Origin of the sequence: Mucilaginibacter dorajii (assembly GCF_024808255.1) — a bacterium.
In the GTDB taxonomy this organism is placed as follows: Bacteria; Bacteroidota; Bacteroidia; order Sphingobacteriales; family Sphingobacteriaceae; genus Mucilaginibacter; species Mucilaginibacter dorajii.
In genome coordinates this window covers 74,114-98,119 of the sequence record NZ_JANTYS010000013.1, presented here as the reverse complement: position 1 = coordinate 98,119, position 24,006 = coordinate 74,114, and the positions used below count along the sequence as shown (strand labels likewise).

Annotated in this window: 19 protein-coding genes; 10 read left to right on the top strand and 9 right to left on the bottom strand. The window is 43.8% G+C overall.

All coding sequences use genetic code 11. The annotated features are described in order from the left end of the window. Positions 1 to 72 precede the first annotated feature (72 nt). Positions 73 to 837: a hypothetical protein gene (locus FHS10_RS17965; RefSeq protein WP_259093083.1), complete on the bottom strand. Its 765-nt coding sequence runs from the start codon at positions 835 to 837 to the stop codon at positions 73 to 75. A gap of 713 nt (positions 838 to 1,550) precedes the next feature. Here FHS10_RS17965 and FHS10_RS17960 point away from each other — a divergent pair. The 4 genes from FHS10_RS17960 to FHS10_RS17945 all read left to right on the top strand — a co-directional run bounded on the left by FHS10_RS17960 (position 1,551) and on the right by FHS10_RS17945 (position 9,042). After that, a complete protein-coding gene (locus tag FHS10_RS17960) occupies positions 1,551 to 3,932 on the top strand; it encodes an ABC transporter permease (RefSeq protein ID WP_259093082.1) in 2,382 nt (793 codons plus the stop codon). A gap of 511 nt (positions 3,933 to 4,443) precedes the next feature. Then, positions 4,444 to 5,004, top strand: a complete 561-nt coding sequence (locus tag FHS10_RS17955) for a helix-turn-helix domain-containing protein (RefSeq protein WP_259093081.1) — start codon at positions 4,444 to 4,446, stop codon at positions 5,002 to 5,004. Positions 5,005 to 5,132: 128 nt separating this feature from the next. Beyond that, on the top strand, positions 5,133 to 7,016 hold the full coding sequence (locus tag FHS10_RS17950; protein WP_259093080.1) for an InlB B-repeat-containing protein: 1,884 nt from the start codon (positions 5,133 to 5,135) through the stop codon (positions 7,014 to 7,016). Between the two features lie 82 nt (positions 7,017 to 7,098). Continuing rightward, positions 7,099 to 9,042: an OmpA family protein gene (locus tag FHS10_RS17945; RefSeq protein WP_259093078.1), complete on the top strand. Its 1,944-nt coding sequence runs from the start codon at positions 7,099 to 7,101 to the stop codon at positions 9,040 to 9,042. Between the two features lie 358 nt (positions 9,043 to 9,400). Here FHS10_RS17945 and FHS10_RS17940 read toward each other — a convergent pair whose 3' ends face one another. Both FHS10_RS17940 and FHS10_RS17935 read right to left on the bottom strand, forming a co-directional pair. Beyond that, entirely contained in the window at positions 9,401 to 10,504 is a 1,104-nt protein-coding gene (locus tag FHS10_RS17940; protein ID WP_259093077.1) for an NADH:flavin oxidoreductase, read from the bottom strand. Between the two features lie 27 nt (positions 10,505 to 10,531). After that, positions 10,532 to 10,831, bottom strand: coding sequence for an ArsR/SmtB family transcription factor (locus FHS10_RS17935; RefSeq protein WP_259093076.1), 300 nt, complete (start codon positions 10,829 to 10,831; stop codon positions 10,532 to 10,534). Positions 10,832 to 11,020: 189 nt separating this feature from the next. Between FHS10_RS17935 and FHS10_RS17930 the strand changes: the two genes are divergently transcribed. Further along, the gene (locus tag FHS10_RS17930; protein WP_259093075.1) at positions 11,021 to 12,475 is read left to right on the top strand and encodes a serine hydrolase domain-containing protein; all 1,455 of its coding nucleotides are present in this window, start codon (positions 11,021 to 11,023) and stop codon (positions 12,473 to 12,475) included. Between the two features lie 2 nt (positions 12,476 to 12,477). Then, positions 12,478 to 13,422 (top strand): beta propeller repeat protein, encoded by a 945-nt coding sequence (locus tag FHS10_RS17925; protein WP_259093074.1) that lies wholly within the window; start codon positions 12,478 to 12,480, stop codon positions 13,420 to 13,422. A 127-nt stretch (positions 13,423 to 13,549) separates the two neighbouring features. Here FHS10_RS17925 and FHS10_RS17920 read toward each other — a convergent pair whose 3' ends face one another. Next, positions 13,550 to 14,719, bottom strand: a complete 1,170-nt coding sequence (locus tag FHS10_RS17920; protein WP_259093073.1) for an MFS transporter — start codon at positions 14,717 to 14,719, stop codon at positions 13,550 to 13,552. A 6-nt stretch (positions 14,720 to 14,725) separates the two neighbouring features. Next, positions 14,726 to 15,475 (bottom strand): DeoR/GlpR family DNA-binding transcription regulator, encoded by a 750-nt coding sequence (locus FHS10_RS17915; protein ID WP_259093072.1) that lies wholly within the window; start codon positions 15,473 to 15,475, stop codon positions 14,726 to 14,728. Between the two features lie 90 nt (positions 15,476 to 15,565). On the opposite strand from FHS10_RS17915, the gene FHS10_RS17910 reads away from it, so the two are divergent. The 4 genes from FHS10_RS17910 to FHS10_RS17895 all read left to right on the top strand — a co-directional run bounded on the left by FHS10_RS17910 (position 15,566) and on the right by FHS10_RS17895 (position 17,433). Beyond that, on the top strand, positions 15,566 to 16,126 hold the full coding sequence (locus FHS10_RS17910) for a 5' nucleotidase, NT5C type (protein ID WP_259093071.1): 561 nt from the start codon (positions 15,566 to 15,568) through the stop codon (positions 16,124 to 16,126). 64 nt (positions 16,127 to 16,190) lie between these two features. Next, on the top strand, positions 16,191 to 16,316 hold the full coding sequence (locus FHS10_RS17905; RefSeq protein WP_259093070.1) for a hypothetical protein: 126 nt from the start codon (positions 16,191 to 16,193) through the stop codon (positions 16,314 to 16,316). A gap of 101 nt (positions 16,317 to 16,417) precedes the next feature. Next, complete coding sequence (locus FHS10_RS17900; protein WP_259093069.1) at positions 16,418 to 16,780, top strand: nuclear transport factor 2 family protein; 363 nt, start codon at positions 16,418 to 16,420, stop codon at positions 16,778 to 16,780. Between the two features lie 80 nt (positions 16,781 to 16,860). Continuing rightward, on the top strand, positions 16,861 to 17,433 hold the full coding sequence (locus FHS10_RS17895) for a Crp/Fnr family transcriptional regulator (protein ID WP_259093068.1): 573 nt from the start codon (positions 16,861 to 16,863) through the stop codon (positions 17,431 to 17,433). A gap of 22 nt (positions 17,434 to 17,455) precedes the next feature. On the opposite strand, the gene galB is transcribed toward FHS10_RS17895, so the two are convergent. From galB to FHS10_RS17875, 4 genes are all read right to left on the bottom strand, one after another. Further along, positions 17,456 to 19,891: a beta-galactosidase GalB gene (galB, locus tag FHS10_RS17890; protein WP_259093067.1), complete on the bottom strand. Its 2,436-nt coding sequence runs from the start codon at positions 19,889 to 19,891 to the stop codon at positions 17,456 to 17,458. A gap of 270 nt (positions 19,892 to 20,161) precedes the next feature. Continuing rightward, the gene (locus FHS10_RS17885; protein WP_259093066.1) at positions 20,162 to 21,412 is read right to left on the bottom strand and encodes a type IX secretion system plug protein; all 1,251 of its coding nucleotides are present in this window, start codon (positions 21,410 to 21,412) and stop codon (positions 20,162 to 20,164) included. Positions 21,413 to 21,426: 14 nt separating this feature from the next. Further along, positions 21,427 to 21,858, bottom strand: a complete 432-nt coding sequence (locus tag FHS10_RS17880) for a hypothetical protein (RefSeq protein ID WP_259093065.1) — start codon at positions 21,856 to 21,858, stop codon at positions 21,427 to 21,429. Between the two features lie 135 nt (positions 21,859 to 21,993). Next, a complete protein-coding gene (locus tag FHS10_RS17875; protein WP_259093236.1) occupies positions 21,994 to 23,916 on the bottom strand; it encodes an ABC-F family ATP-binding cassette domain-containing protein in 1,923 nt (640 codons plus the stop codon). Between the last annotated feature and the right edge of the window lie 90 nt (positions 23,917 to 24,006).

Below are 24,006 nucleotides of genomic sequence, written 5' to 3'. Positions count from 1 at the left end.
CGGTAGGGGAGACTTGATGTTGCTTCGGGTTAAATCTAAATTAAAATCTAAAATTGAAATAATAAAGCACGCTTATCGCCTGCGGCCAAAACCACCACGGCTACGGCCAAAGCTTGATCTGCTACTTGAACTTCTCCCGCTGCCAAAGCTGCTGCCCGAACTGCTGCTGCCAAAACCACCGCTCCGTACCCTATTGCTTGAGTTACGGCTGCTGAACGATCTTTGCGACCTGGTAGGCTGACTTAAGCTACTCCTGTTGTTTGTTCTTGACGACATTGACGACGACGTAGTAGGCCTGAAAGTAGTATAAGTACGCGTACGGGTATAATAATTCGGATAATATCCGTAGTGATACATCGGCACGTAATAAGGGTGCGGACGTAAAAAGTAACTCAATATCAAAAAGTCTGTCAGGCCGAATGACGAGTGGTAGTAGTTGTTGTAACCTACGTAGCTCGGGTTGCCCTGTATATCCAGATTGGCGGTGTTATTATTGCCGGTAGGTTGCACATTGATGCTGGCCACCGTTACCGACTGCGAATTGCTCACATCATCAATTACGTTTAGCTTGTTGTTATCAGCTTCCTGTACCTTCAGGTAATCAATGTTACCGTCTTTATCCAGGTCGAGGTTGTTGATCTGGTTGGCCGGATTGTTAATGGCTTTTTCCAGTGTTTGCGGGTCGGTACTGTTTTTAACAAACTGGGCAAGTTTATTCACATCAAAACCGGCAGTGGTATTGTTTTCGATAGTTACATTGTTTTGTTGTGGCGGATTCTGGCTGCAAGCCGAAATACTCAACACTAAACCTGTAAGCGCTATTACTATTTTTTTCATGATGATTTCCTGATTATTTGCCGGCATATTTGCTTTTATTGGTTTGCGCCGGCAGGCTTTGGTATTTGTTTTTTTGTTTAGATGCAATAATGCTATACGATGTTACAAAAAAATATTGGAAATAGAATCAAGAGTTAAGAGTCAGGAATCAAGACAAAGAAAAATAGCAACCGGAAACCTGTTTACGAAACTACGTTTAACACAAAGTAATTTCGTTTCCCAAATAAACGTAAAGCACAGTACAGATGACCACTGATTATCATAATGTTTGTGAAAACGTTTGTCATCCTGAGGAAGTTTTATTTGCGCACAAATAATAGCATTGCAAATGACACTAAAAATAGCTCTAATAATCAGCAAGTTACAAATGTGTCAATGGCAGCATCGCGAAGGATCTTCTTCACCATGAAAGTCTGCGATGAGCAGGGCTAAGAAGATCATTCATTCCTACCCATGACATATTCGATTTCTATGAGCGAGGGCCGGTCACCCTGAGCCTGTCGAAGGGCACGCGTAGAGGCCTTCGACCGCGTGCTTCGACAAGCTCAGCATGACCCTCTTTTTATTATTAACGTCCTTCCTACCTTCAGAGTCCACCGGATCTAAAAACTTAGGATGACAAATCTTTTAAATCAATATTTCTCTCCAAATATCAACCTATAACCCTATTTTAGGGATTATTAATAAATGCATTTACCCAAATACCATCAGCCATGATCAAAAACTACTTTAAAACTACGTTAAGATATTTATGGAAGAATAAGTTTTTTTCGCTCATCAACATCATTGGCCTGGCTACAGGTATCTGCGTTTGTTTTTTTGCCTTGCTGTACGTCCACTTCGAATTGAATCACGATACCTATAACCAAAAGGCCGATAATATTTACCGCCTGGTAACCGACATCAAAACATCAGCGGGCACCACTTACGAAAGTACATCAACCCCAATGGGGCCCCAAATAAAAGCCACCTTCCCCGAAGTAAAAGATATGGCCAGGGTTTTTATGGACGATATGATCCTGCAAAGCAACCCCAACAATGCTATGAAAGAAGAGGTAGCCTATGCCGATTCATCAGCATTTAAAATATTTTCGTGGCCGCTGCTGCGGGGCGATATCAAGCACCTGTTTAATGCTCCATGCGACGTAGTACTTTCCGAAACCGCGGCAAAAAAATACTTTGGCAACACCGACCCTATGGGCCAGACCATGTTCATCAATGGTAAAGCCAAATGCAGGGTAACGGGTATTATGAAAGATATTCCTTATAGCTCGCACCTGCGGGTGGATGTTATTTTTTCGATATCAACCCTCGTTGACCAGGATTGGGAAAGTCACTGGACCCGCTTTGGCTTTTACACCTATCTGCTATTGCAACCGGGAGCGTCGCCAGACGCGGTGCAGGCCAAGCTGCCGGCTCTTGTAAAAGCCAATATGGATCAAACCGAATTTAAATATCAGCTGTCTATCGAGCCATTAAAAAAGGTTTATTTATACGGTAACCCACGCGGGCACCGCACCGGTACATCGGCCAGCGGCAGCATTACCAATGTGTATATCATTTCCATTATAGCGGTATTGGTTTTGTTTATCGCCTGCTTTAATTTCGTTAACCTCACTACAGCGTTTTCGTTGCAAAGGGTTAAAGAAATAGGCGTGCGTAAGGTGCTTGGGGCATCAAAATACCAACTGATGCTACAGTTTTTTATGGATGCGGTGATACTTTGTCTGGTGTCGTTTGTGATCGCCCTGCTGTTCGCATCGCTGTTATTACCATTGTTTAACCAACTAACCGGCACCATTGTGGCCGATGGTATATTTGGCAATGTACAGCATGTTTTATGGCTGTTGGCGCTGGCTGTTGTGGTTGGTGTTTTATCGGGCGCTTACCCGGCCCTGTTTTTATCGGGCTTTAAACCCATCAGCAGCCTTAAAGGCAAAACAGGTTCATCTGGTACGGGGCTTATCCTGCGGCGGTCGCTGGTGGTGGCGCAGTTTTCTATCTCCATATTTCTCATACTGGCTACTACCGTGGTTTACATGCAGCTTAACTTTATGCAAAACCAGCAGCTTGGCTTTCAAAAAGACCATAAACTGGTAATCGATTACCAGTTTAGCAAAAGCATCAATGAGCATACCGATGTCATCAGGCAACAGATGATGGGCATCCCGGGTGTTGGTTTGGTTAGTTTGTCGTCGTCTATCCCTGGCACTACCAACAACCAGTTTAATACCACAATTGAGAATAGCAAAGGCGAAAAGCAGCAGCAACGGCCCGACGTTTACTTTATGGACGATGTATTTCTGAAACAATACCATATCGATTTGATTGCCGGGCGTAATTTCCAGAAAAACACCGCACTCGACTCCATGAAAACCATGCTCATTAACCAGGCCATGTTAACAAGCCTGGGCTTTAAACGGCCCGAAGACGCCATTGGCAAACACTTTAAACAGCTTAACCACACCGGCGAGATCATAGGGGTGATCAAAGATTTTCATAACCATTCCTTTTTGGAAACCGTGCAGCCCCTAACCATCCGCGTAGATTCCAGCCATTTAACCAATATTACTATCGATATTACCTCGCCCGATGTACGGGGCACCGTGGATCAACTGGAAACCACCTGGAAAAAGATGCTGCCCGATGTGCCATTGGTTTACTTTTTTGCCGATGAAGCCTACAACCAGCAATACATCGCCCAGGAACGCTTTGGCAAACTGTTCGTTTGCTTCGCCATTGTGGCGATCGTAATTTCGTGCCTTGGTTTATTAGGTCTGTCGGCTTACAACATTGCCCAGCGCAAAAAAGAGATCAGCGTACGTAAAGTTTTAGGGGCCTCGGTAATGAACATCACCCTCCTGTTATCCCAGGATTTTATCAGGCTTATCGCCATCGCGCTGCTCATCACATCGCCCATTTCCTGGTTGCTCATGCGCAACTGGCTCGATAATTTTGCCTACCGCATCAATATCCCGGTATGGGTGTTCATCTCATCGGGCCTGGCAGCCATGTTTATCGCATTGGTGACTATCAGTTTCCAGTCTATTAAAGCAGCAATTGCCAACCCGGTGCGGAATTTAAAGGCAGATTAATCATGGCGTAACCCTCCTTAGGTCGGGTCGGGCTATCCGCTTATACGGCTATAGGCATTAGGCCGGTATTCGCTGCTATCCCTTACGCGGCCGGGTAGAAATACCAACAAGAACGAAATCATCTATTTCCGGACAAGGAGCGGCGAAATAAATCGACTGATACCGATATAATTGCCGGGTGAACGGCAATGTGGGTTTCACAGGAGTTTCGGGCTAAAGCTACTTCTAATTAACAAATTGAGATCTTTGTCAGGATATGCCGCAATAGCCTTTTTTTAGTTAAACAACTAAAAAAATCCTATATACTGATCATTAATGTAATGAAATTACAACCCATTGCTATATGAGACATTAAATGTTAACAAGTTTAACCTTCCCTACGCGCACATTAAATGCTCTCATCCCATTTCAGGCACTATATTATTAAAGGATAACCGGCAAATGCAATAAAAATCAAATGCAACAGCGACAAAACAAATAAAGGCACTTGTTTTGTAATATATGGGGCACAATGGATCTTTTTATAAAAAACATGATCAGCAGTCGCTGTAAAATTATCGTCGAATTTGAATTACAAAGGGCCGGGCTAAAATGCATTTCTATTGACCAGGGAAGAGTAATTATTACCGGAGATGTTGTATCGGCTCAAATTCAACAGGCGGGCGTCGCTTTATTGAAATACGGGCTGGTATTAATGGATAATAAAAAAAACATCCTGATTGAAAAAATAAAGCAGGTGGTTACCGATTTGATCTTTCACTCAGACATTCCATTGAAAACCAATTTCTCTGACTACCTGAGTAACAAGCTTGACCGTGATTATACCTACCTGGCCAATACATTCTCAGATGTGCAGGGCATAACCATCGAACAGTTTATCATTATGAATAAAATTCAACTGGTAAAACAGTTGATATGGCAAGATGAATTAAGCCTCACCGAAATTTCGTGGAAACTCCATTACAGCAGTGTAGCGCACCTATCTAACCAATTTAAAAAAGTTACCGGCTTAACACCTTCACAGTTTAAGCATTTTGACTATCGGGAACAAGCTGATCGGGTGAATGTGTGAATTATATAACTTATACAAAAAGTTATGTAACATGCCTGTTGCTAAGTAGCCCTAAATTTGTATTATCCTGCAATCTGACCCAATAGGAACCACGGGACTTTTACAATTTACCTTTCAATAATATATTCATGAAAAAAACATTTACTATGCTTATGGATGGCATCCGTATGCGCCAGCGCGGCGGCTATTCCAAAACATTCGGCGCAATTTTGTCGCTGGTGTTACTCGTTACTATTTTAACCTCAGGGTGTAAAAAAGATAATTATAAGGGCGAAATCAAGGGCGACTGCCCGGTTGTGGTTTCAACCGACCCTGCTGATAAAGCTGCTGACATTGTTTTAAATAAAGCCATATCGGTAACCTTTAACACCAGCATGGCCCCCTCAACAATTACCGGCAAAACATTTATAATACAACAAGGCGCTACTGTTATTGCAGGTACAATAACCAACACCACCAACGGCACCATATTTACTTTTACGCCAACCCAGCCCCTTTTGCCTTTTACTATTTATACGGGCACCATAAAGGCATCGGTAACCGACACTTTACGCACCGCAATGGTAAGTGATTACACCTGGACGTTTACAACCATTCCGCAAGTTACGCTAACAGCAGCTCCTGCTATTGGCGGTGTTACCGATGGTGGTGGCACATTTGCGCAGGCATCTATTGTAACTGTTACAGCAACACCCAATACAGGTTACACATTTACCAACTGGACAGATAATGGAGTTGTTGTTTCAACCAGTTCCAGCTACCAGTTTACCATGGCGGGTAACAAGGCATTGGTTGCCAACTTTAAACTGATACCTGCATCGCAGTTTGCGGTAGTACTTACCTCAAGTCCCGCCATTGGCGGTACAACCAGTGGGTCTGGTGCCTATAATGCCGGCACCATCGTAACCGTAACTGCCGACCCGAATAACGGCTTTACATTTGTTAACTGGACGGATAACGGCAACGTGGCCTCCACAAGCTCAAGCTATCAGTTTATACTTGCAGCCAATCGTAAATTAGTAGCCAACTTTAAAGCTACACCCGCATCACAATTTGCACTGGTATTAACATCAAGCCCGGCAGCGGGCGGCTCAACAATCGGATCAGGCGCGTATACTGCGGGCTCATCAGCATCGGCCACTGCAACTGCAAACCCAGGCTACACCTTTACCTCGTGGAGTGGCGATGCAACAGGGACAAACAACCCCTTAACGGTTGTGATGAATGCCAACAAACATGTAACGGCCAACTTTACGCTCAACGTAATCATTATACCACCGATTTTAGGGAATGCTGCAAAATTTGGCGCTTTCGGCGGCAATGCAGGCGTAACCAACCAAGGCTTAAATACGGTAATCAATAACGGATCGATAGGCACAACTGCCGCATCAACGCTGGTTACCGGTTTCCATGATGGCCTGACTGCCGATATTTATACAGAAACACCACTAAACAAGGGTAATGTAACAGAAGGCATATTTACAGCGCCACCAGCACCCGGCACAGCTACCTCGTTCGCTGTTGCCACACAGGGATTGCTTGACGCCACCATTGCCTACAACAGTATATCCCCGGCCTCGAAACCAGGAGGTATTGATCCCGGCGCTGGCGAATTAGGCGGCTTAACTTTAGCCCCCGGCGTATATAAAGCAGCGAGCGGCACATTCAAAGTAACCAATGGCGACCTGACACTGGATGCCAAAGGCGATCCGAATGCAGTATGGATCTTCCAGACGGCTGCCGGCCTCACCGTAGGTACGGCAGGCCCGGCAGGCGCCCGGAGCGTTATCATGAAAAATGGCGGCCTCGCTAAAAACGTTTACTGGTACGTAGGCAGTTCAGCTGTTATCAACGGCGCGGGTGGCGGCATCATGACGGGTACTATCATATCCAGTGCGGGCATCACCTTTTCAACAGCCGGCAACGCGGTACAAACGGTGCTAAATGGCAGGGCTATATCCCTGGTAGCTTCGGTTACTATGGTAAACACCACCGTTAACGTACCACAATAAGCCAGCATCAGTATCAACAGTATTCAATCTCTTTTTGGGGATTGAATACTATCTGTCAACAAAATATTTAAAGAAATATCTCATGTTACCAATCAATAAAATAATTAAAACAACCATCATCTGCTGTTTGATGGTTGCTATGGCCGGCATAACGGTTAAAGCACAAACCACTATAGCCCCAACATGGTGGTTTGGTGTATCCGGAGCTGCCAATTTTAACTTTTACGATGGCACCACCCAACGGTTAAACAATTCATTGATAGCGCCTACCGCATTCCATAAAGGTCATGATATACGCCCTTATGGGTCTATTTTGATGGAATACCGACCGGCAAGAAGTGTATTGGGTGTTATGCTTAACGTAGCTTATGATGGCCGCGGTGGTAAATTCAAAGATGTGGTGGCCCCTTGTAACTGCCCTGCAACTTTAGAAACCAATACCAGTTACATTGCGGTTGAACCAAGCCTGCGTTTAACAGTACCTTCAACCGGTCTATATTTTTTTGCCGGCCCAAGAGTTGCGTTTAATGTAAGTAAAGATTTTGAGTATACTCAGCTTAAGCAACCTAATACCAATGGCCAATTAAGTGCCATGCACAAAACCCTCATCTCGGGTCAGGTTGGCGCGGGTTATGATATTATGGTTTCACCAGCCAGCAGTACTACCAAAGTGAGTATCTCGCCGTTTGTTTCATTTCACCCCTACTTTGGTCAGGAGCCGCGCAGTATCGAAAGCTGGTCGGTTACAACAGTACGTGCCGGGATAGCGCTTAAATTTGGTAAGGCTTCAAAAATTACACCTAAAGCAATAACCACAACGCCTGCACCTATGCATGATTTTGTTTTTACAGTAACCACGCCAACAGGCGTACCTTTAAAACGGCAGGTAAGCGAAACGTTGCCATTGCGTAATTCTGTATTTTTTGATGAAGGAGCAAGTCAGATCCCGGCCAGGTATATTATGCTTTCCACAGACCAGGCAAGTATTTTCAGGGAACAGCAGTTGCAAAACGAGCAGTCTGATAACATGGCCGGCCGATCTGCAAGACAGTTGAATGTTTACCACAACATCCTGAATATTTTAGGTGATAGGTTAAGGACAAACCCAGGCGCTGTAATTGTACTAACCGGTGCATCGGCTAAAGGCCCTGCAGATGGTAAAGAACTGGCACAAGCTGTAAAACAATACCTGATTACCCAATTTGCAGTGGATGCATCAAGAATAACCATTGCCGGCCGTAACAAGCCCCTTATCCCATCTGAGCAGCCGGGCGGCACTAAAGAGTTGTTATTACTGCGCACAGGCGACCGTCGTGTAGATATTACCAGCACCTCGCCAGAATTATTGACAGAAGTAGGCGGCGATATGATGAAGCCTGTTCAGATAAATGCCACCCAAGCCAACCCGCCTGATAGCCAGGTAATTTTAAATATCGATAGTGCAAAACAGCTGCTTAGATCATGGTCGGTAGATGTTACGGATGATAAAGGTACAGTTCAGCATTTCGGACCATTTATTGATGACCAGGCAAACATTCCCGGCAACACAATTTTAGGCGGCAATTCTTCGGGCGACTACAAAATTGTGATGACAGGCGAAACCCGCGCAGGTGTTCCTGTAAGGAAAGAAAGCGCTGTGCATTTGATACGCCAGGACGAAACACCAACCAAAGGCTTACGCTACAGCATCCTGTATGATTTTGACAGATCAAATGCCATTGTATCATATGATAAGTTTTTAACCAATGTTGTATCCGCTTCAATTACCGATGGATCAACGGTTATTATTCATGGCCATACCGATAACATCGGCGAGGAAGATCACAACTTGAAACTATCAAAAGAGCGCGCACTGGATGTTCAGCATACTTTAGAACGTGCTTTAATTAAAGCTGGTAAAACCAATGTTAAATTTGAAACCATAGGCTTTGGCGAAGATGCAGGCAATGCACCATTTGAAAATAATTTAGTAGAAGAACGGTTTTATAACAGAACAGTTATTATAGATATTATCCCTGTTAAATAAGAGCATTCCGCTTAATAAAAAAAAGGCTGCTGCTTTACACTGCCCCCAAAAGTTAGACACTATTTGGGGGCATTTTTATGAACAAATACAAGAGTACAGACGACTCCAACAAATGCGAAAATTCAGGTTCAGACAAAATTACCGGGAGCATTCTGTTAATCCTAAAATTTCAGCTCCTGCACGGCTTTTCGCAGAGGTCTCAGTAGTTGCACATAGCTAACAGTGCTTTCCGAAACCATGTTCATATGACGTGGTTTGGAGACTTTGAGGGAACAGTAAATACCATTTCGCCCACCTAATAACAAAAGCGGGCCACCCAAAGGATAGCCCGCTTTATAAAATCAAGATAGATAATCTTTTACACCAACTGCGCCAAAGCTTCTTTACTGAACCCTTTTAACTCCACGGTACGGTTATCGCGGATCTTTTGTGCCCAATGGGGATCGGCTAATAGTGGGCGACCAACGGCTACCAGGTCAAAATCACCGCGGTCCATACGGCGCAGTAATTCATCTAAAGAGCTTGGGTTTGAGCTTGCACCACCAAAGGCAGCCAAAAACTCACCATCTAAACCAACAGAACCCACTGTAATGGTAGCTTTACCGCTTACTTTTTTGGCCCAACCGGCAAAATTTAAATCCGATCCTTCAAAATCGGTTTCCCAGAAACGGCGTTGCGAGCAATGGAAAATATCCACACCGGCATCGGCCATAGGGTTTAACCAGGCTTCCAGTTCCTGCGGAGTTTTGGCAAGCAGGTTGTTATAGTCGGCAGGCTTCCATTGCGATAGGCGGATAATGATGGCAAAATCTTCGCCAACTTGTTTCCTTACCTCTTTAATCACCTCAACCGCAAAACGGCTGCGTTCGGCCAGGGTTTTACCGCCATAAATGTCGGTACGTTTATTGGTTTCGTTCCAAAAAAACTGGTCTATCAAATAACCATGTGCACCGTGAATTTCCACGCAATCAAAACCTAATCTTTTGGCATCGGCGGCTGCACGACCAAACGCGGCTATGGTATCGGCAATGTCGGCATCGGTCATAGTGTTACCATTGGTATTGCCCGGCCTGTTTAAACCCGACGGGCCTTCAAACGGCTGCGATGGTACCCAACCCGAATGGTGGTTATCCATTATGCCCATATGCCAGATCTGCGGTCCCATAGCGCCACCTTCGGCATGCACACCATCAATTACATTTTGCCAGCCGGCCAAAGCCTCAGTGCCATAAAAATGCGGGATATTGGCATCGTTTGATGACGATACCCTATCAATAACGGTACCCTCAGAAAGGATCAACCCTACTTCACCCTCCGCCCGTTTGCGGTAATACGCGGCAACATCAGCTGTAGGCACACCATTTGGCGAGAATGAACGCGTCATCGGTGCCATTACAATACGATTTTTGATATTTAACGATTTCAGGCTAAATGGCCTGAATAAAGTGTTATTGGCAGTCATGTTATATGTTTGTTTAATAAATGCTTATTATAATTCGGATTCCACCAGTTTACTCAGGGCGGCAAAAGCTTCGTCGTTACGTTTGTAATAAGTCCATTGCCCTACCCGGGTAACGGTAACCAGCCCGGCGCGCTGCATAATGGAAAGATATTCCGATACGGTGGATTGCGTAAGCCCGGCCTTAGCCTGGATTTGGCCAACGCAAATGCCATTATCGTATCCGTAGGGTTCCTGGCCGGGAAAACTCAACTCGGGCTCCTTAAGCCATTGCAATATCTGCAGCCGCGTTTTGTTGGAAAGTGCCTTGAATATTTCTAACTGATCCATGCTGCAAATATATATCGACTTTTCCCGATATACCAATTTACAGTAAAGAGATGACATTTGGGAGATAAAATGTGACTGCCAGATCATTTTTTCCATTTCTATATTTAAAATTAAATTCCGTAAAATTTAAAATATCAAAATTAAATTTTAATATTTGTCTTACAATCCTATCAAAACAAAATAATTAGTATGAAAACAACTTATACGTGGGCTATTTTACTTTTACTATTATTAAACTCATTAAGGACTCATGCCCAAAGTGATACCCGGGAGAATATTACAAAAGTTGAAAACGGACTGTTTGCATCCGTGCAGATAGAAGGTGAAAAAACATGGAATATATTGGATAGAATGGCCTACTACAAAACGCCAGGTTTAAGTATTGCGGTTATTGAAAACTACCGCCTGGTTTGGGCCAAAGGATATGGTTTTGCCAATGATAGTTCAAAAACGCCGGTTACTACGCAAACGCTTTTCCAGGCGGGTTCTATAAGCAAATCATTCAACGCTATTGGGGTACTTAAATTGGTACAGGATAAAAAGCTCGATCTGTATTCCGATATCAATACTTATTTAAAAAGCTGGCAGTTTCCGTACGATAGCCTGGCTAAAGGAAAAAAGATCAGCATGGCAAACCTGTTAAGCCACACTGGGGGAGTAAACTTATCGGGCTTTGGCGGGTACCAGCCGGGCAAGCCTCTGCCAACCATAGTACAGGTACTAAATGGCGAAAAGCCCGCCAATTCACCACGCATTCATTCGTTATTTGAACCAGGCTTACGGGCCGAGTATTCGGGTGGCGGGGTTATTATTTCGCAACTAATGGTGATGGATATTACCGGGCAGCCGTATGCTGATTATATGAGGCAAGCCATACTAAAACCGCTGGGTATTAGTAACAGCACTTTTATGCAACCACCTGCCGATATTAATAATGCTTTGCTGGCCACAGGTTATAATATTGTAGGCAACCCTATCCCCGGTAAATACCGTGTTTTCCCCGAACAGGCTGCCGCCGGCTTGTGGACTAATCCTACCGACCTGGCCAAATTTGTAGTCGCCGTGCAAATGGCTTATGAGGGCAAGTCGACTAAATTATTAACCCGGCAAAGCGCCAGGCTGATGCTTACCCCATATCAGAATAAGATGGGCTCGGGATTAGGTACTTTTGTTAATACATTGGATAGCACAAAGTATTTCACCCATGCGGGGTCTACGGTAGGTTTTCAAAGCGCTTATTATGGCAGCCTGCAAGGCGGTAACGGCGTAGTGGTTATGCTTAACAGTGGCAGCCAGCAACTGCTAACAGAAGTGGTAAACAGCGTAGCAAAGGTTTACGGTTTTAAAGACCTGTATCATCCCAATATTAAAAAACTCATGCCGGTATCCACGGGTATATTGCAAACTTACACCGGGCAATTTCAATTAGCGCCAAATCGCACTTTGACCGTGTTGTTTGAAGATGCCCACCTTTACGTAAGGATGCAGGGCGAAATGAAACGCGAGCTTTTTGCCGAAGCTCCCAACAAGTTTTTTCTGCGCGAACTGCCGTACGAACTTGAGTTTGTAAAGGGTGCAGATGGGGTTGTTAACTTAACATTGTATGGTGATGGAGGAAAGATGGAGGTTAAACGGGTAAAATAAATATGGAGAAGTATGCTGTACTGCCGTTAAGATTTCGCAAAACTCACTTTTTATTGATAGCCCTAATGTTGGGCATCACTTCGTGTTTAAATAACGATAAAAAAACAAGTCGTTCAGTAAATGACTCTGCACCCAGACGCAAGTTGATGTCATGGGAGCAAATGCTTGCAGATGCCGGAAAAGATCATAAAATATGTGGCACTTTTGATGTATCTAAAGACACAATAGTATTGTTGAGGGGGTCCTTTGGTATCGAGTTAAGCACCGATCATGGTAAAACGTGGACATGGCTGGGTAAAAAAATATTCCGCTTAAATGAGTTTACGATAGACGACAAAGGAACTTGGTGGGGATTGGAACGTTGGGCTGGTATCCATGAACCAAGTTATTGCATGATACATTCCTCAGTGAATGCCGGAAAAACCTGGATCACCTATGAATTTAACACCAATAACTTCTTTCCATTTCACATCGATTCAAAACCCCGTGAACCACTTGAGATAACAGATTTTCGGAGTAAAAAAATATATAGGCTTTCGGGGCGAGACGCTTCCCATAACTGGCAGTTCGTAAAACAATTGCCAGAAAACGATAACCAAATTGCAGATCTATCGGTAGAGAACTATTTTATCAGTAACAACAATGACAACAATAAGCTTTACGTAAAAAGAGAGAACGGCATAACCGATACCCTGATGAGTTTCAAAAAGGCTTACAATATATATAATATTAAAAAAATAAAAAATACCGTCTATGTTACAGGACCATCTTCCGGTGATATAAACTCTTATTTTGCGGTAATTAAAAATGAACGGTTATTACAAGAGTTTACGATTCCCGGAGGCGATATAAATTTAATAAAAACTCAATTCAATCGTATTTATTTGAACAGTACCTCCGGGGCATATCAATATAAAAACAACAAAGTCATCAATATTTATAAATGAAAAATATCATCGTCAATATCTCCGGCTGTTGCGGTTTGTAAATTATGACAATTCGCAATCTACTGATTGTTAACTATATACTATTTTTCACTGTTTCACTTGTTGCGCAACACAACAGCGATAAAGTTTAAACCAATTCCAATTCCCGTTTCACCACGGATTGCCTTTTAGCCAGCATCATCGCAAATAATGCTCCTGTTATGGCCATCACCACGCCCACCAATTCGGGCGAGGTAAAGCCGTAGCCCATGGCAATAGGCAAACCACCAAGAAATGCGCCCAGCGCGTTACCTGTATTGAAGGCTGCCTGTGTAGCCGCTGCGCCCAACATTTCGGCACCTTTGGCTGTGCGGATCATCAGGATCTGGATGGGCGAACCGATGGCCATCGATAAGGCACCGGTAATAAATGTCATGATAATGGACAGCACCTGGTTGCCCGATACAAAGTAAATGCCAATGAGTGCCACAGCCATGCTAATAAGTAATATTAAACATGCTTTTACGGGAGCTACCCAGTCGGCCAGTTTGCCGCCTAATATATTGCCTATTACCATGCCCAGGCCTGCAACAATGAGGATGAGTGGTACGCTGTTTTTTGAGAAATGACCAACGTCTGTCATCAGCGGGGCTATGTAGCTTATCCAGCAAAACAGGCCGCCGGTACCAATGGCAGTTGTTAAAAGGATCAGCCAGGCTTCGCGGGTTTTAAAGAAACCCATTTCTGATTTGATATCCCCCTCGCGGCTTACCGGCAAAGCGGGCAGCCAAAGCTGAATGAACAGCAAAGCCATCAATCCGATAAAAGCGATGAGCCCAAAAGTATACCGCCATGAATAATGGTGACCAATGTATGTACCCAGCGGAACGCTTAACAGGTTGGCTATGGTTAACCCGGCAAACATCACCGATATGGCCTGTGCCTGTTTACCTTTTTCGGCCAGGCGGCTTGCTACAACCGAGCCTACGCCAAAGAACGCGCCATGCGGCAGGCCGGATAATAACCGGGCAATAAACAAGGCGTGATCATCCGGTGCAAAAGCCGAAAAGGCGTTGAACACCGTAAACATCACCATTAAGGCTATCAATATTTTTTTAGGCGGATAGTTGCTGCTGATGGCTACCAATAGCGGCGCGCCAATAACAACGCCCAGCGCATAGGCCGAGATCAGGTGACCGGCAACCGGGATGCTAACGTTAAAATCTTTGGCAATATCGGGCAGCAGGCCCATCATCACAAATTCGGTAGTGCCTATGCCTAAGCCGCCAAGGGTAAGGGGAATTAAATTCTTTTTCAATGTGTGTTAAAATATAGTGATGCCGGCTTGTTTGTAAACGTTCAGCCTTTCGTCGTTGGGTTCGGTATCGGTAACTATGATATCTACATCGGTAACCGGGCCTATGTAGTATGATTCGGCAGTGTTTAATTTATCCATGGTAGATAGGGCGATAGTTTGGCCGGCCATTTCCATCATGGTGCGTTTTACCTGCGCTTCTTCGTGATCTACAGTGGTTAGGCCCATGCTGGGGTGGATACTGCAAACGCTGATGAGGCAAAGATCAGCCCTGAAATTTTTAAACGCCTTTATAGTTTCGTACCCAATAGTAGTAAAAGCGGTTTTACAAAGGCGACCGCCTGCAAATATGACATCGGCAGTAGGGTGATCTTCCAAAACGCTCACCACCGGAAAGCTGTGGGTAACCACGGTGATCTTCATATCGGCGGGGATCAGTTCGGCCAGGGCCTGGATGGAAGTACCACCATCTAAAAATATCACCTGCCCGTCTTTAATAAAATGTAAAGCCTTTGAGGCAACTATTCTCTTCTGCGCCATATCGTGCTTTTCCCTTGCCCTGTAATGGTGTGGGATAGGCGAATGCGCCACCGCGCCGCCACGCACGGCTTTTAACAGCCCTTTATCCGATAGGATCTTGATATCCCGCCGAATGGTATCTTCAGATACATTGAGTGAGGTGCTCAGGTCCGTTAATGATACACTGCGTACCCTTGAAACATGCTCCAATATTTGTTCTAAGCGCTCGTCCTTAATCATGACTTAATTGCAATTTATTGCAAACTTAAAAAATAAAACTTGCAACTTATTGCAATAATTGATTTTATTTGCAGAAAAATATTGCAAAATATGAAAAAGACGATAGCAATTGACATGGACGGTGTAATGGCCGATACCGAACCTCATTTTTTTGACTATTACGAACAGGAAACCGGCATCAGGCTTACCCGACCGGATATTGCAGGCAAAAGCGAACATGACGCCTTTAATGGCATTGGGCACCAAATGGTAAACAAGCCCGGCTTTTTCCGCACGCTACCGCTGATGGAAGGTGCTGTTGAAGCGGTAAGATCATTAATGGAAGATTTTGAGGTATACATTGTATCGGCAGCTATGGAGTTCCCCCTTTCGCTGCCCGAAAAGTACGACTGGCTGGCAGAGCATTTCCCGTTTATCGACTGGCGTCACATTGTTTTTTGCGGCGATAAAAGCATCATCAAAACCGACTTTTTAATTGACGACCATTGCAAAAACCTTGATTATTGCCACGGCAAAGCCATTATGTTTGATGCTTTTCATAATGTAAACCTACACCACCACCAAAGGGTTAATAATTGGGCAGATGTGTTGGAGCTCATGAAGGAGTTTCGGGGAGAAGAGTCAAGAATCGAGAGCCAGGAATCAAGATAGAAAAAGCGTTTTTTCGTAGTTTGATGTGGGAGACATCGAAGAGTTGAAGTTTAAAATGGAAGTCATGCTGAACTTATTTCAGCACCCCACGGGACAGGTAACCAACATGCTTTGTAACTTTGTGCATTGCGGCTTTGCAAGTGGGGTGCTGAAACAAGTTCAGCATGACATCGTAGCCTCGTCAGTGTGAGTCGTCTGCGCTATGCAAACCCTATTTTCATTTATTAAACTACTTTAATTTTAATTCGCCGCCGCCTTTGTTCCTTTGTATCACATCAAAAATAAGATACAATGAAAACATCACCCGAAGAAACGATCAAACAATACGTAGCCAGCTGGAACGTAAAAGGTGCAGAAGCCATCAAAGCTGCTTTTGCCAAATGCTGGGCGGCAGATGCAACCTATACCGATCCAAATTATGAAAATGTATCAGGTGTAGATGGCATATCCGCGCTGTGTGTAGGATCGCATGAGATAGCGCCGGGACGTATATTTCACGTACATACCCTGCCCGACCATCATCATAATGTGGCCCTGTATACCTGGACAGTTGATATCCCCGGTAAAGAAACCAAGGGCGGTACAGATTATATTGAGTTTGATGCGGAGGGCAAGATAGCCCGGTTGGTAAGCTTTTTTCCGCCATTGCAATAAGCGGCTGCAAAATATTGCTTTAAACATGTGCCAGCCAATTTTGTTGTTGGCACATGTTATCTTTATAAAAAACCAAAAGAATGTTTGATGTTATCCTGGCCAATTTTGCCATGCATATTTCACTCGACGCTGCCGAAACGGAACATGTAAAAAGCATCCTTAAGCACAAAACAGTTAAAAAGAATACAATACTGCTAAGTTATGGCGAGATTTGCCGGAACATTTACTTTGTGAACAAGGGTTGCCTGCGCATTTTTAATACCGACAACAACGGCGAAGAGCATAACATTTCATTTTGCCCCGAAAATTGGTGGGCTGTTGATATCTCCAGTTTTTCGGCACAAACACCTGCGTTCTATAACATTTCCGCTTTAGAAGATACCGATGTTTTTTACATCAGCCACGTTGTGCTCGAACGGTTATATGTTGATATCCCAAAGTTTGAGCGCTTCTTCCGCATCCTTACCCAAAACGGTTTTAACTTATACCAGCGCCGTATCACCTCCAATCTATCCAAAACTGCCGAAGAGCGTTATACCCAGTTTCAGAAACAATATCCCGGTTTGGAACAACGGATAGCGCAAAAGCAAATCGCTTCTTATCTGGGCATCACGCCCGTGTTTTTAAGTATGATAAGGGGGAAGAAACCCTGATAACCTCCCCCCTATCATTTCACTATCTACTGGTTAAAACCAACGTTGAGGTTTGCAATCCTTTTGATGTTGCTGTAAAGGCAATGCTACCAGCCTTCTCTTTAGCCTGTACAATAGCCAGCGCCAGCCCATGAAAAGCCTTGCGGTAGTTTACCCTAAAGGAATCATGACTTACCGGATCGCCGTTGTCAACACTGGCAATAAAGGCTTCGCCATTAACTTTAAAATCAACTAAATTATCAGCATCAGGTACTACGTTGCCATCTTTATCCAATATTTTTACGGTGATAAATGATAAATCTTTGCCATCGGCCTTAATCAATTTACGATCGGCAATCAGCTGAATTTTTGCTGGTTCGCCAGCGGTTTTGATCTCGCGGGTTAATACAACCTTACCGTCTTTACGGGATACGGCTTTCAGTATTCCTGGCTCATATTTCACACGCCACATAATATGCAGCTCGTCGCCGGTTTTCTTTTTTACACCTAATGATTTACCATTCAGGAAAAGTTCAACTTCATCGGCGTTGTTATAATAAGCCCAGATGTCAACCATCTTACCTGGCGTCCAGTTCCAATGCGGGAAAATGTGGAGCACCGGTTTATTGGTCCACTCGCTTTGGTACATGTAATAAACATCCTTAGGGAAACCTGCTAAATCAATAATCCCGAAGTATGAACTACGTGATGGCCAGCTATAAGGAGTTGGTTCGCCAAGGTAATCAAAGCCCGTCCAGATGAACATACCCGATAGGAAATCGTATTTCTTCATCACCTTCCAGGTCATTTCGTGGGTTGAACCCCATGGTGGCCGCACGTTATCATAGGCCGATACATTGTTGCCTTCCCGCACGAAAGGCTTATCCCATGTTTCTGGCCAAACGCGGATGCTATCAGATGGCATTTCGTAATAACCACGGGTTTCTAATCCAGAAGTAGTTTCTGTAGCGATGAATTTTTTGCCGGGGTAACGGTCATGAAAACCCGCATACTCACCTTCATGGTAATTGTAACCTACCAGGTCTATAGCGCCCGATGCGATGATTTTATTTTTTGTATCCGGATTGTTATTGGCTGCAGTTATAGGACGCGTTGTATCCAAGCTATGTACAATAGCTGCAAGCTGCGGCGCAATCCTTAAAGCCGAAGTATCGCTTTGCTGCCCTATCTCGTTACCAATGCTCCATATCATTACACTTGGGTGGCTACGATCTCGCAAAATCTGGTCTTCCAGGTCGCGTTTATGCCATTCCTTAAAAAACAAATGGTAATCGTACTTTGCTTTTTCCCATTCCCAGGTATCAAAAGCCTCGTCCATTACCACAAAACCCATTTTATCGCATAGGTCAAGCAACTCCGGCGCAGGTGGGTTATGTGAAGTACGGATACCGTTACAGCCCATATCCTTCAAAATTTGCAGTTGTCGCTCCAAAGCACGAACATTTATAGCCGAGCCGAGACTGCCCAGGTCATGGTGATCGCATACACCCAAAATTTTCATCGGTTTGCCATTCAGGCTAAAGCCTTTATCGGCATCAAAATTGAAATAACGGATGCCTAAGGTAGTGGTATAATTATCAATGATGGCTTTACCGTCCAATACTTCGGTTACTACTTTGTACAGGTATGGGTTATCTACCGACCATAATTGGGGCGATTTAACTGTAAAGCTGCTTGCAACTGTAAACGAGGTATCGTTAAACTGCTCTTTTGACGGTAACGCTCCGCCTGTTGCAACAACTTTACCTGCGGCATCATAAATTGAGGTTTTTATATTTAAAGTTTTACTACCTACAGCGTTATTTTTGATCTTAACTTTTAGATCAACAGTTGCAGAAGCATCTGTTACCTGCGGGGTAGTTACGTAAGTACCCCATTGATCAATAGCTGTTTTAGCAGTGGTTACCAATCGCACATTCCTATAAATACCCGATCCTGAATACCAGCGCGAGTTTGGCTGCACTGAGTTATCAACCTTAACAGCTACCAGGTTTGTACTGCCATACTTCAGGTATGGTGTAAGATCATACCTGAACGAGATATAACCATTCGGTCTGTAGCCTAACAAATGCCCGTTAATCCAAACTTTACTTTTTTGGTATACACCATCAAACTCTATATAAGTTAGTTTACCTTTTGAGGCAGCGGGCACGGTAAAAGTTTTACGGTACCAGCCTATTCCGCCTGGCAGCGCGCCGCCTTCGGGGCTGGCAGGATTGTCTTTGCTGAATTTACCTTCAATGCTCCAGTCATGCGGCAGGTTAAGACTGCGCCATTTGGTATCGCTTGTTGCCGATTCCCCAGCATGCGCCACATCGCCTAAATTAAAGCGCCAGCCTTTGTCAAAGTCCTGGATCTGCCGACCCTGCTGGGCAAAGCTTTTGGTGTAAAAAAGGGCAGTAACGAGCAACAAGCTGCTTAATTTGGCAACCCTTGCAATTGATTTTATAGCATGCATAAATGAATCTTAGGATTAATTGTATTTACGACACTAAATTATAAATAAATGCGGAATATGAAACTTATAAAGAAAAAAGGAAGGAAGAATGAGTTTAACGTTTAAGTTTTGTAGTTCTAAATTATGTCATTCCGAGGCACGAAGCAATCGCGAACTATGCAGAGGGGCTCTGTACAGCATGAGATTGCTTCGTTCCCCGCAATGACATAACGGAGACTTATCATGGATAGAAACAAAAGAAACAATATTAAAGGATTTGCTGCTTACGTTTTACTTCTTCACCGTATTTACCATACTAAACCCTACCAGCTCATCCCATCGGGCCGATGGCGGGCGGTAGTAAACTAATAGCTGGTAATCATTTTCGGTTTCAAAATGGCTGCCTTCTATTGGCACATCATCAGCTTTACCGCTTTTATCAACCCAAACGTATTCGTAATCATAAACGCCCTGTTTCAGGAGCAGGTTGATGTAGTAGCGGCCGTTCTCGTCCCGAATAAGTTTACTATGCTCATCCAGCTTATAATCATTAAACTGACCAACAATATACGCCGCCCCATCTGCACCTAACCTGTTTGGCGCAAGGTTAAAGTAAACATGCGCATAATCGGCATCGTTACGTGGATCGCGGCCATCCTGGTTCAGGATGTAAAACTTGCCATTGTTATCGTAATACTGTACGTAGTCGGGATTATCACGAATCGGGTCGCCCAATAAAACCACAATATTGGCGGTATCTTTATAAATTTTAGCTACCCGTTGCGAGTTCAATTTAAGTGTGCGCAGATCAAATAATCTAAACTCGTTACGGCCGGGGAAATCATTGATAGCAATATCGTTATAAACAAGCGATGAGCCACGGATGTTGGTAGGCTGCATATTTAAAGTAGCTGTTGCCGTGCGCGCGTTTTGCATTACCACCGTGCGGATTTCAAATGATGGATTTTGCACCCGCAGGCTGCCATAATCTATAGTAAAATTTAACTTTTGATTGGTTTGCCGGGTTTGCGTGGTGGGTGATGCTCCTGTTGTAGCCGCGATTGACACTTTTGAACCAAGCACGTATAAGCGCCGGGTAAGTATCATTTTGGATTGATCGCCATCCTCATAAACTTTCAGGATATAATTGCCCGATATTTTGGGGGCGATGTTATCGTTGGGGATCTGCTGCTCATAATGGGTATACTTTTGAAAGGTACCGGTTGAGTAAGTATAATTATATAACCTGTCGTCCTGGAAACTTTGCAGGTATTCTGTCGGCGATAAATTTGATGAGTTCCATTTGGAATCGCAATGCTCAATGGTATAGTAATAATTACGACTGCCTCCACGCAGGTCATCAAAAGCCAGCAACACCTTATCATCACTCCCCAGGTTAATAACCGGGAATACATTTTTGCCGGTATTGTTAAATTCAACGCTTTTTATAGCCGGGTTGTAAACGTTGTTATCGTAGGCATCCTGGGCGAAGGACTTGAGGGAAAACGCGACAAAAGACAACAAGCAAACAATTTTCTTCATCAACTTCAATTTTTTCATTCTTCTTCGTCTTCAACTGGCTTATATAAATACTGCCTAACATCATAAATAAATAACTGTACCGACATCCACAAAAAAGGTATCCCGGTACAAAAGCTAAACATCGCCAACCCATCGCCGCTAAATACACCGTGAATAAGGTAAAAGAAGCCCACCCATAAAATGAACAACGAAAACAAACGTGCAATTAGCGCCCTTTTAACGGTGGTAAAAAACAGCAAAATCTGTCCTACGAGTAAAAATATAGCCGAAGCGGCTAAATTGAATTCATAATCTCGCTGTAAAGTAAACAACAAAGGATAGTTATGATGAAACGGGATCATAACTTCAAATAGAATCATTGGCGCAACACCATGCCCCGCGCCTATTAAAATGCATAGGCTTGATATTAAAATACCTATGGTAAGTTTACGGTAAGGCTCTATCATGTTGTTATACATTTAAAGGTATAAATTATAAAAGCATTGAAACTATATAAAACAAAAAAGCCGCTAATGTAACAGCGGCTTTCATTAATAATGTTTTCAAAGCCCTCTCCCTTTAGGGGAGGGTTTGGGTGGGGCTTACGCTTCCAGTTCCAGAATCTGCTCGGCCAAAGCCTCCCATTTTTGTTGGATCTGTTTTAGTTCGGCCTGTTTTTGGCTGTAGCTTGCGTTGGTTTCCTTTAGCTTTTGGCTATCGTTGTATATTTTAGTATCGGCCAGTTTGGTTTCCAGTTCTTTTACTGTTTTTTCAAGAGTAGCAATCTGCTCTTCCATTTTGGCCAAATCCTGGTTCAGTTTTTTTAACTGCTGATGCTTGTTTTCGCCTTGCTGCTGTTTAACCGGCTCGGGCTTTTTTTCTTCCTTTTTAGGTTGAGGTGCAGGCGCAGCGGCCTTTGGCTCTAACTTGCGTTTAGCATTCCACTCATCGTACTCGGCGTAAGTGCCAGGGTATTGCTTAATTTTCTGGTCCTCAATAAACCAAATCTTATTAGCCACATTATCCAGGAAGTACCTATCGTGAGATACTACAATAACAGTACCCTCATACTGTTGCAATGCCTGTATCAGTATATTAACAGATGCCATATCCAGGTGGTTGGTAGGCTCATCCAGTACTAAAAAGTTAGCATCGGCAGTAAGGGCCTTTGCCAGCGCCACGCGCGATTTTTCGCCACCCGATAGTACTTTGATCTTTTTAAACACATCATCGCCGGTAAACAAAAAGGAACCTAATATGGAGCGCAGCTCGGTATCCGTATGTTTTGGTGCGAATGATTGTAGTTCCTGTAATATCTGGTGTTCCAGGTGCAGGCTCTCTAACTGATGCTGCGCGAAAAAGGTTTGGGTAACGTTATGGCCTGTTACAGCTGTACCTTCAAACTCCTTATCGGCACCTGCCACAATACGCAGCAAGGTAGATTTACCTTTACCGTTGGCTCCTATCAGCGCAATTTTATCACCTTTTTCAATAATTGCTTCGGCATCATTTAAAATATCAATAGCCGGGTATTTTTTGGTGATATGCTCCAAAGTAGTTACGTGGCGACCGGATTGCCTGCTAAATCTGAAGCTGAAGTTAACCTCCGGGTTATCATCATCCACATCATCAACACGTTCCATTTTATCAAGCATTTTGATACGCGATTGCGCCATTTTTGCTTTAGATGCCTTAGCACGAAAACGTTCAATTAAACGCTCTTCCTGTTTTATTTTTGATTGCTGGTTTTTAAACTCGCCACGCTGAATTTCGGCACGTAATGCTTTTTCTTCCAGGTAAAAAGTATAGTTACCCGCATACACGTTCAGTTTGCCTTTACGAGATTCAACCGTACGGTTAATTACTTTATCTAAAAACCACCTATCGTGCGATACAATGATGATAGCCCCGCTAAATGCCTTCAAATAATCCTCTAACCACTGGATAGACGGTAAGTCAAGGTGATTCGTAGGCTCATCCAGCAACAAAATATCAGGTGCCTGTAACAGAATTTTAGCAAGCATTACACGCATACGCCAGCCACCCGAAAAGGTGCTCAACTTACGGTGACAATCAGCTTCGCTAAAACCTAAACCGGCTAAAATTTCGTGTGCTTTGTATTCAATATTATAACCGTCAAGCAGTTCAAACTCGTGTTGCTTATCGCTCAATTTGTTTAAAAGATCTTCGGAGTAATCAGTTTCCAGCTTTTTAAGCAGGCTTTCAATCTCGTCATGCAGTTGGTTCTGGCGCTCAAAAGCTTCCATGGCCACATGCACAATATTTTTATCAGATGAGTATGACAGCAAATCCTGGTTAAGATAACCCATGGTAAGGTCCTTAGCCATTGATATGGTGCCCGATGTAGGTTTATAGTCGCCTACAATAATTTTCAGAAGGGTAGTTTTACCTGTTCCATTGGCACCTATTAAACCAATTTTTTCACCAGGTTTTATATGCCAGTTGGCTTCATCGTAAAGGGCCCGCGCACCAATCTCAAACGTAAGGTTATTTATAGCAATCATTTGCGCGCAAAGATACGCTTTTGAGGTGAATTTTAGGCGGATCTTAGGTGAAAGGTAAAAGGCTAAAGGTGAAAGGTTCTCTGGCGACGA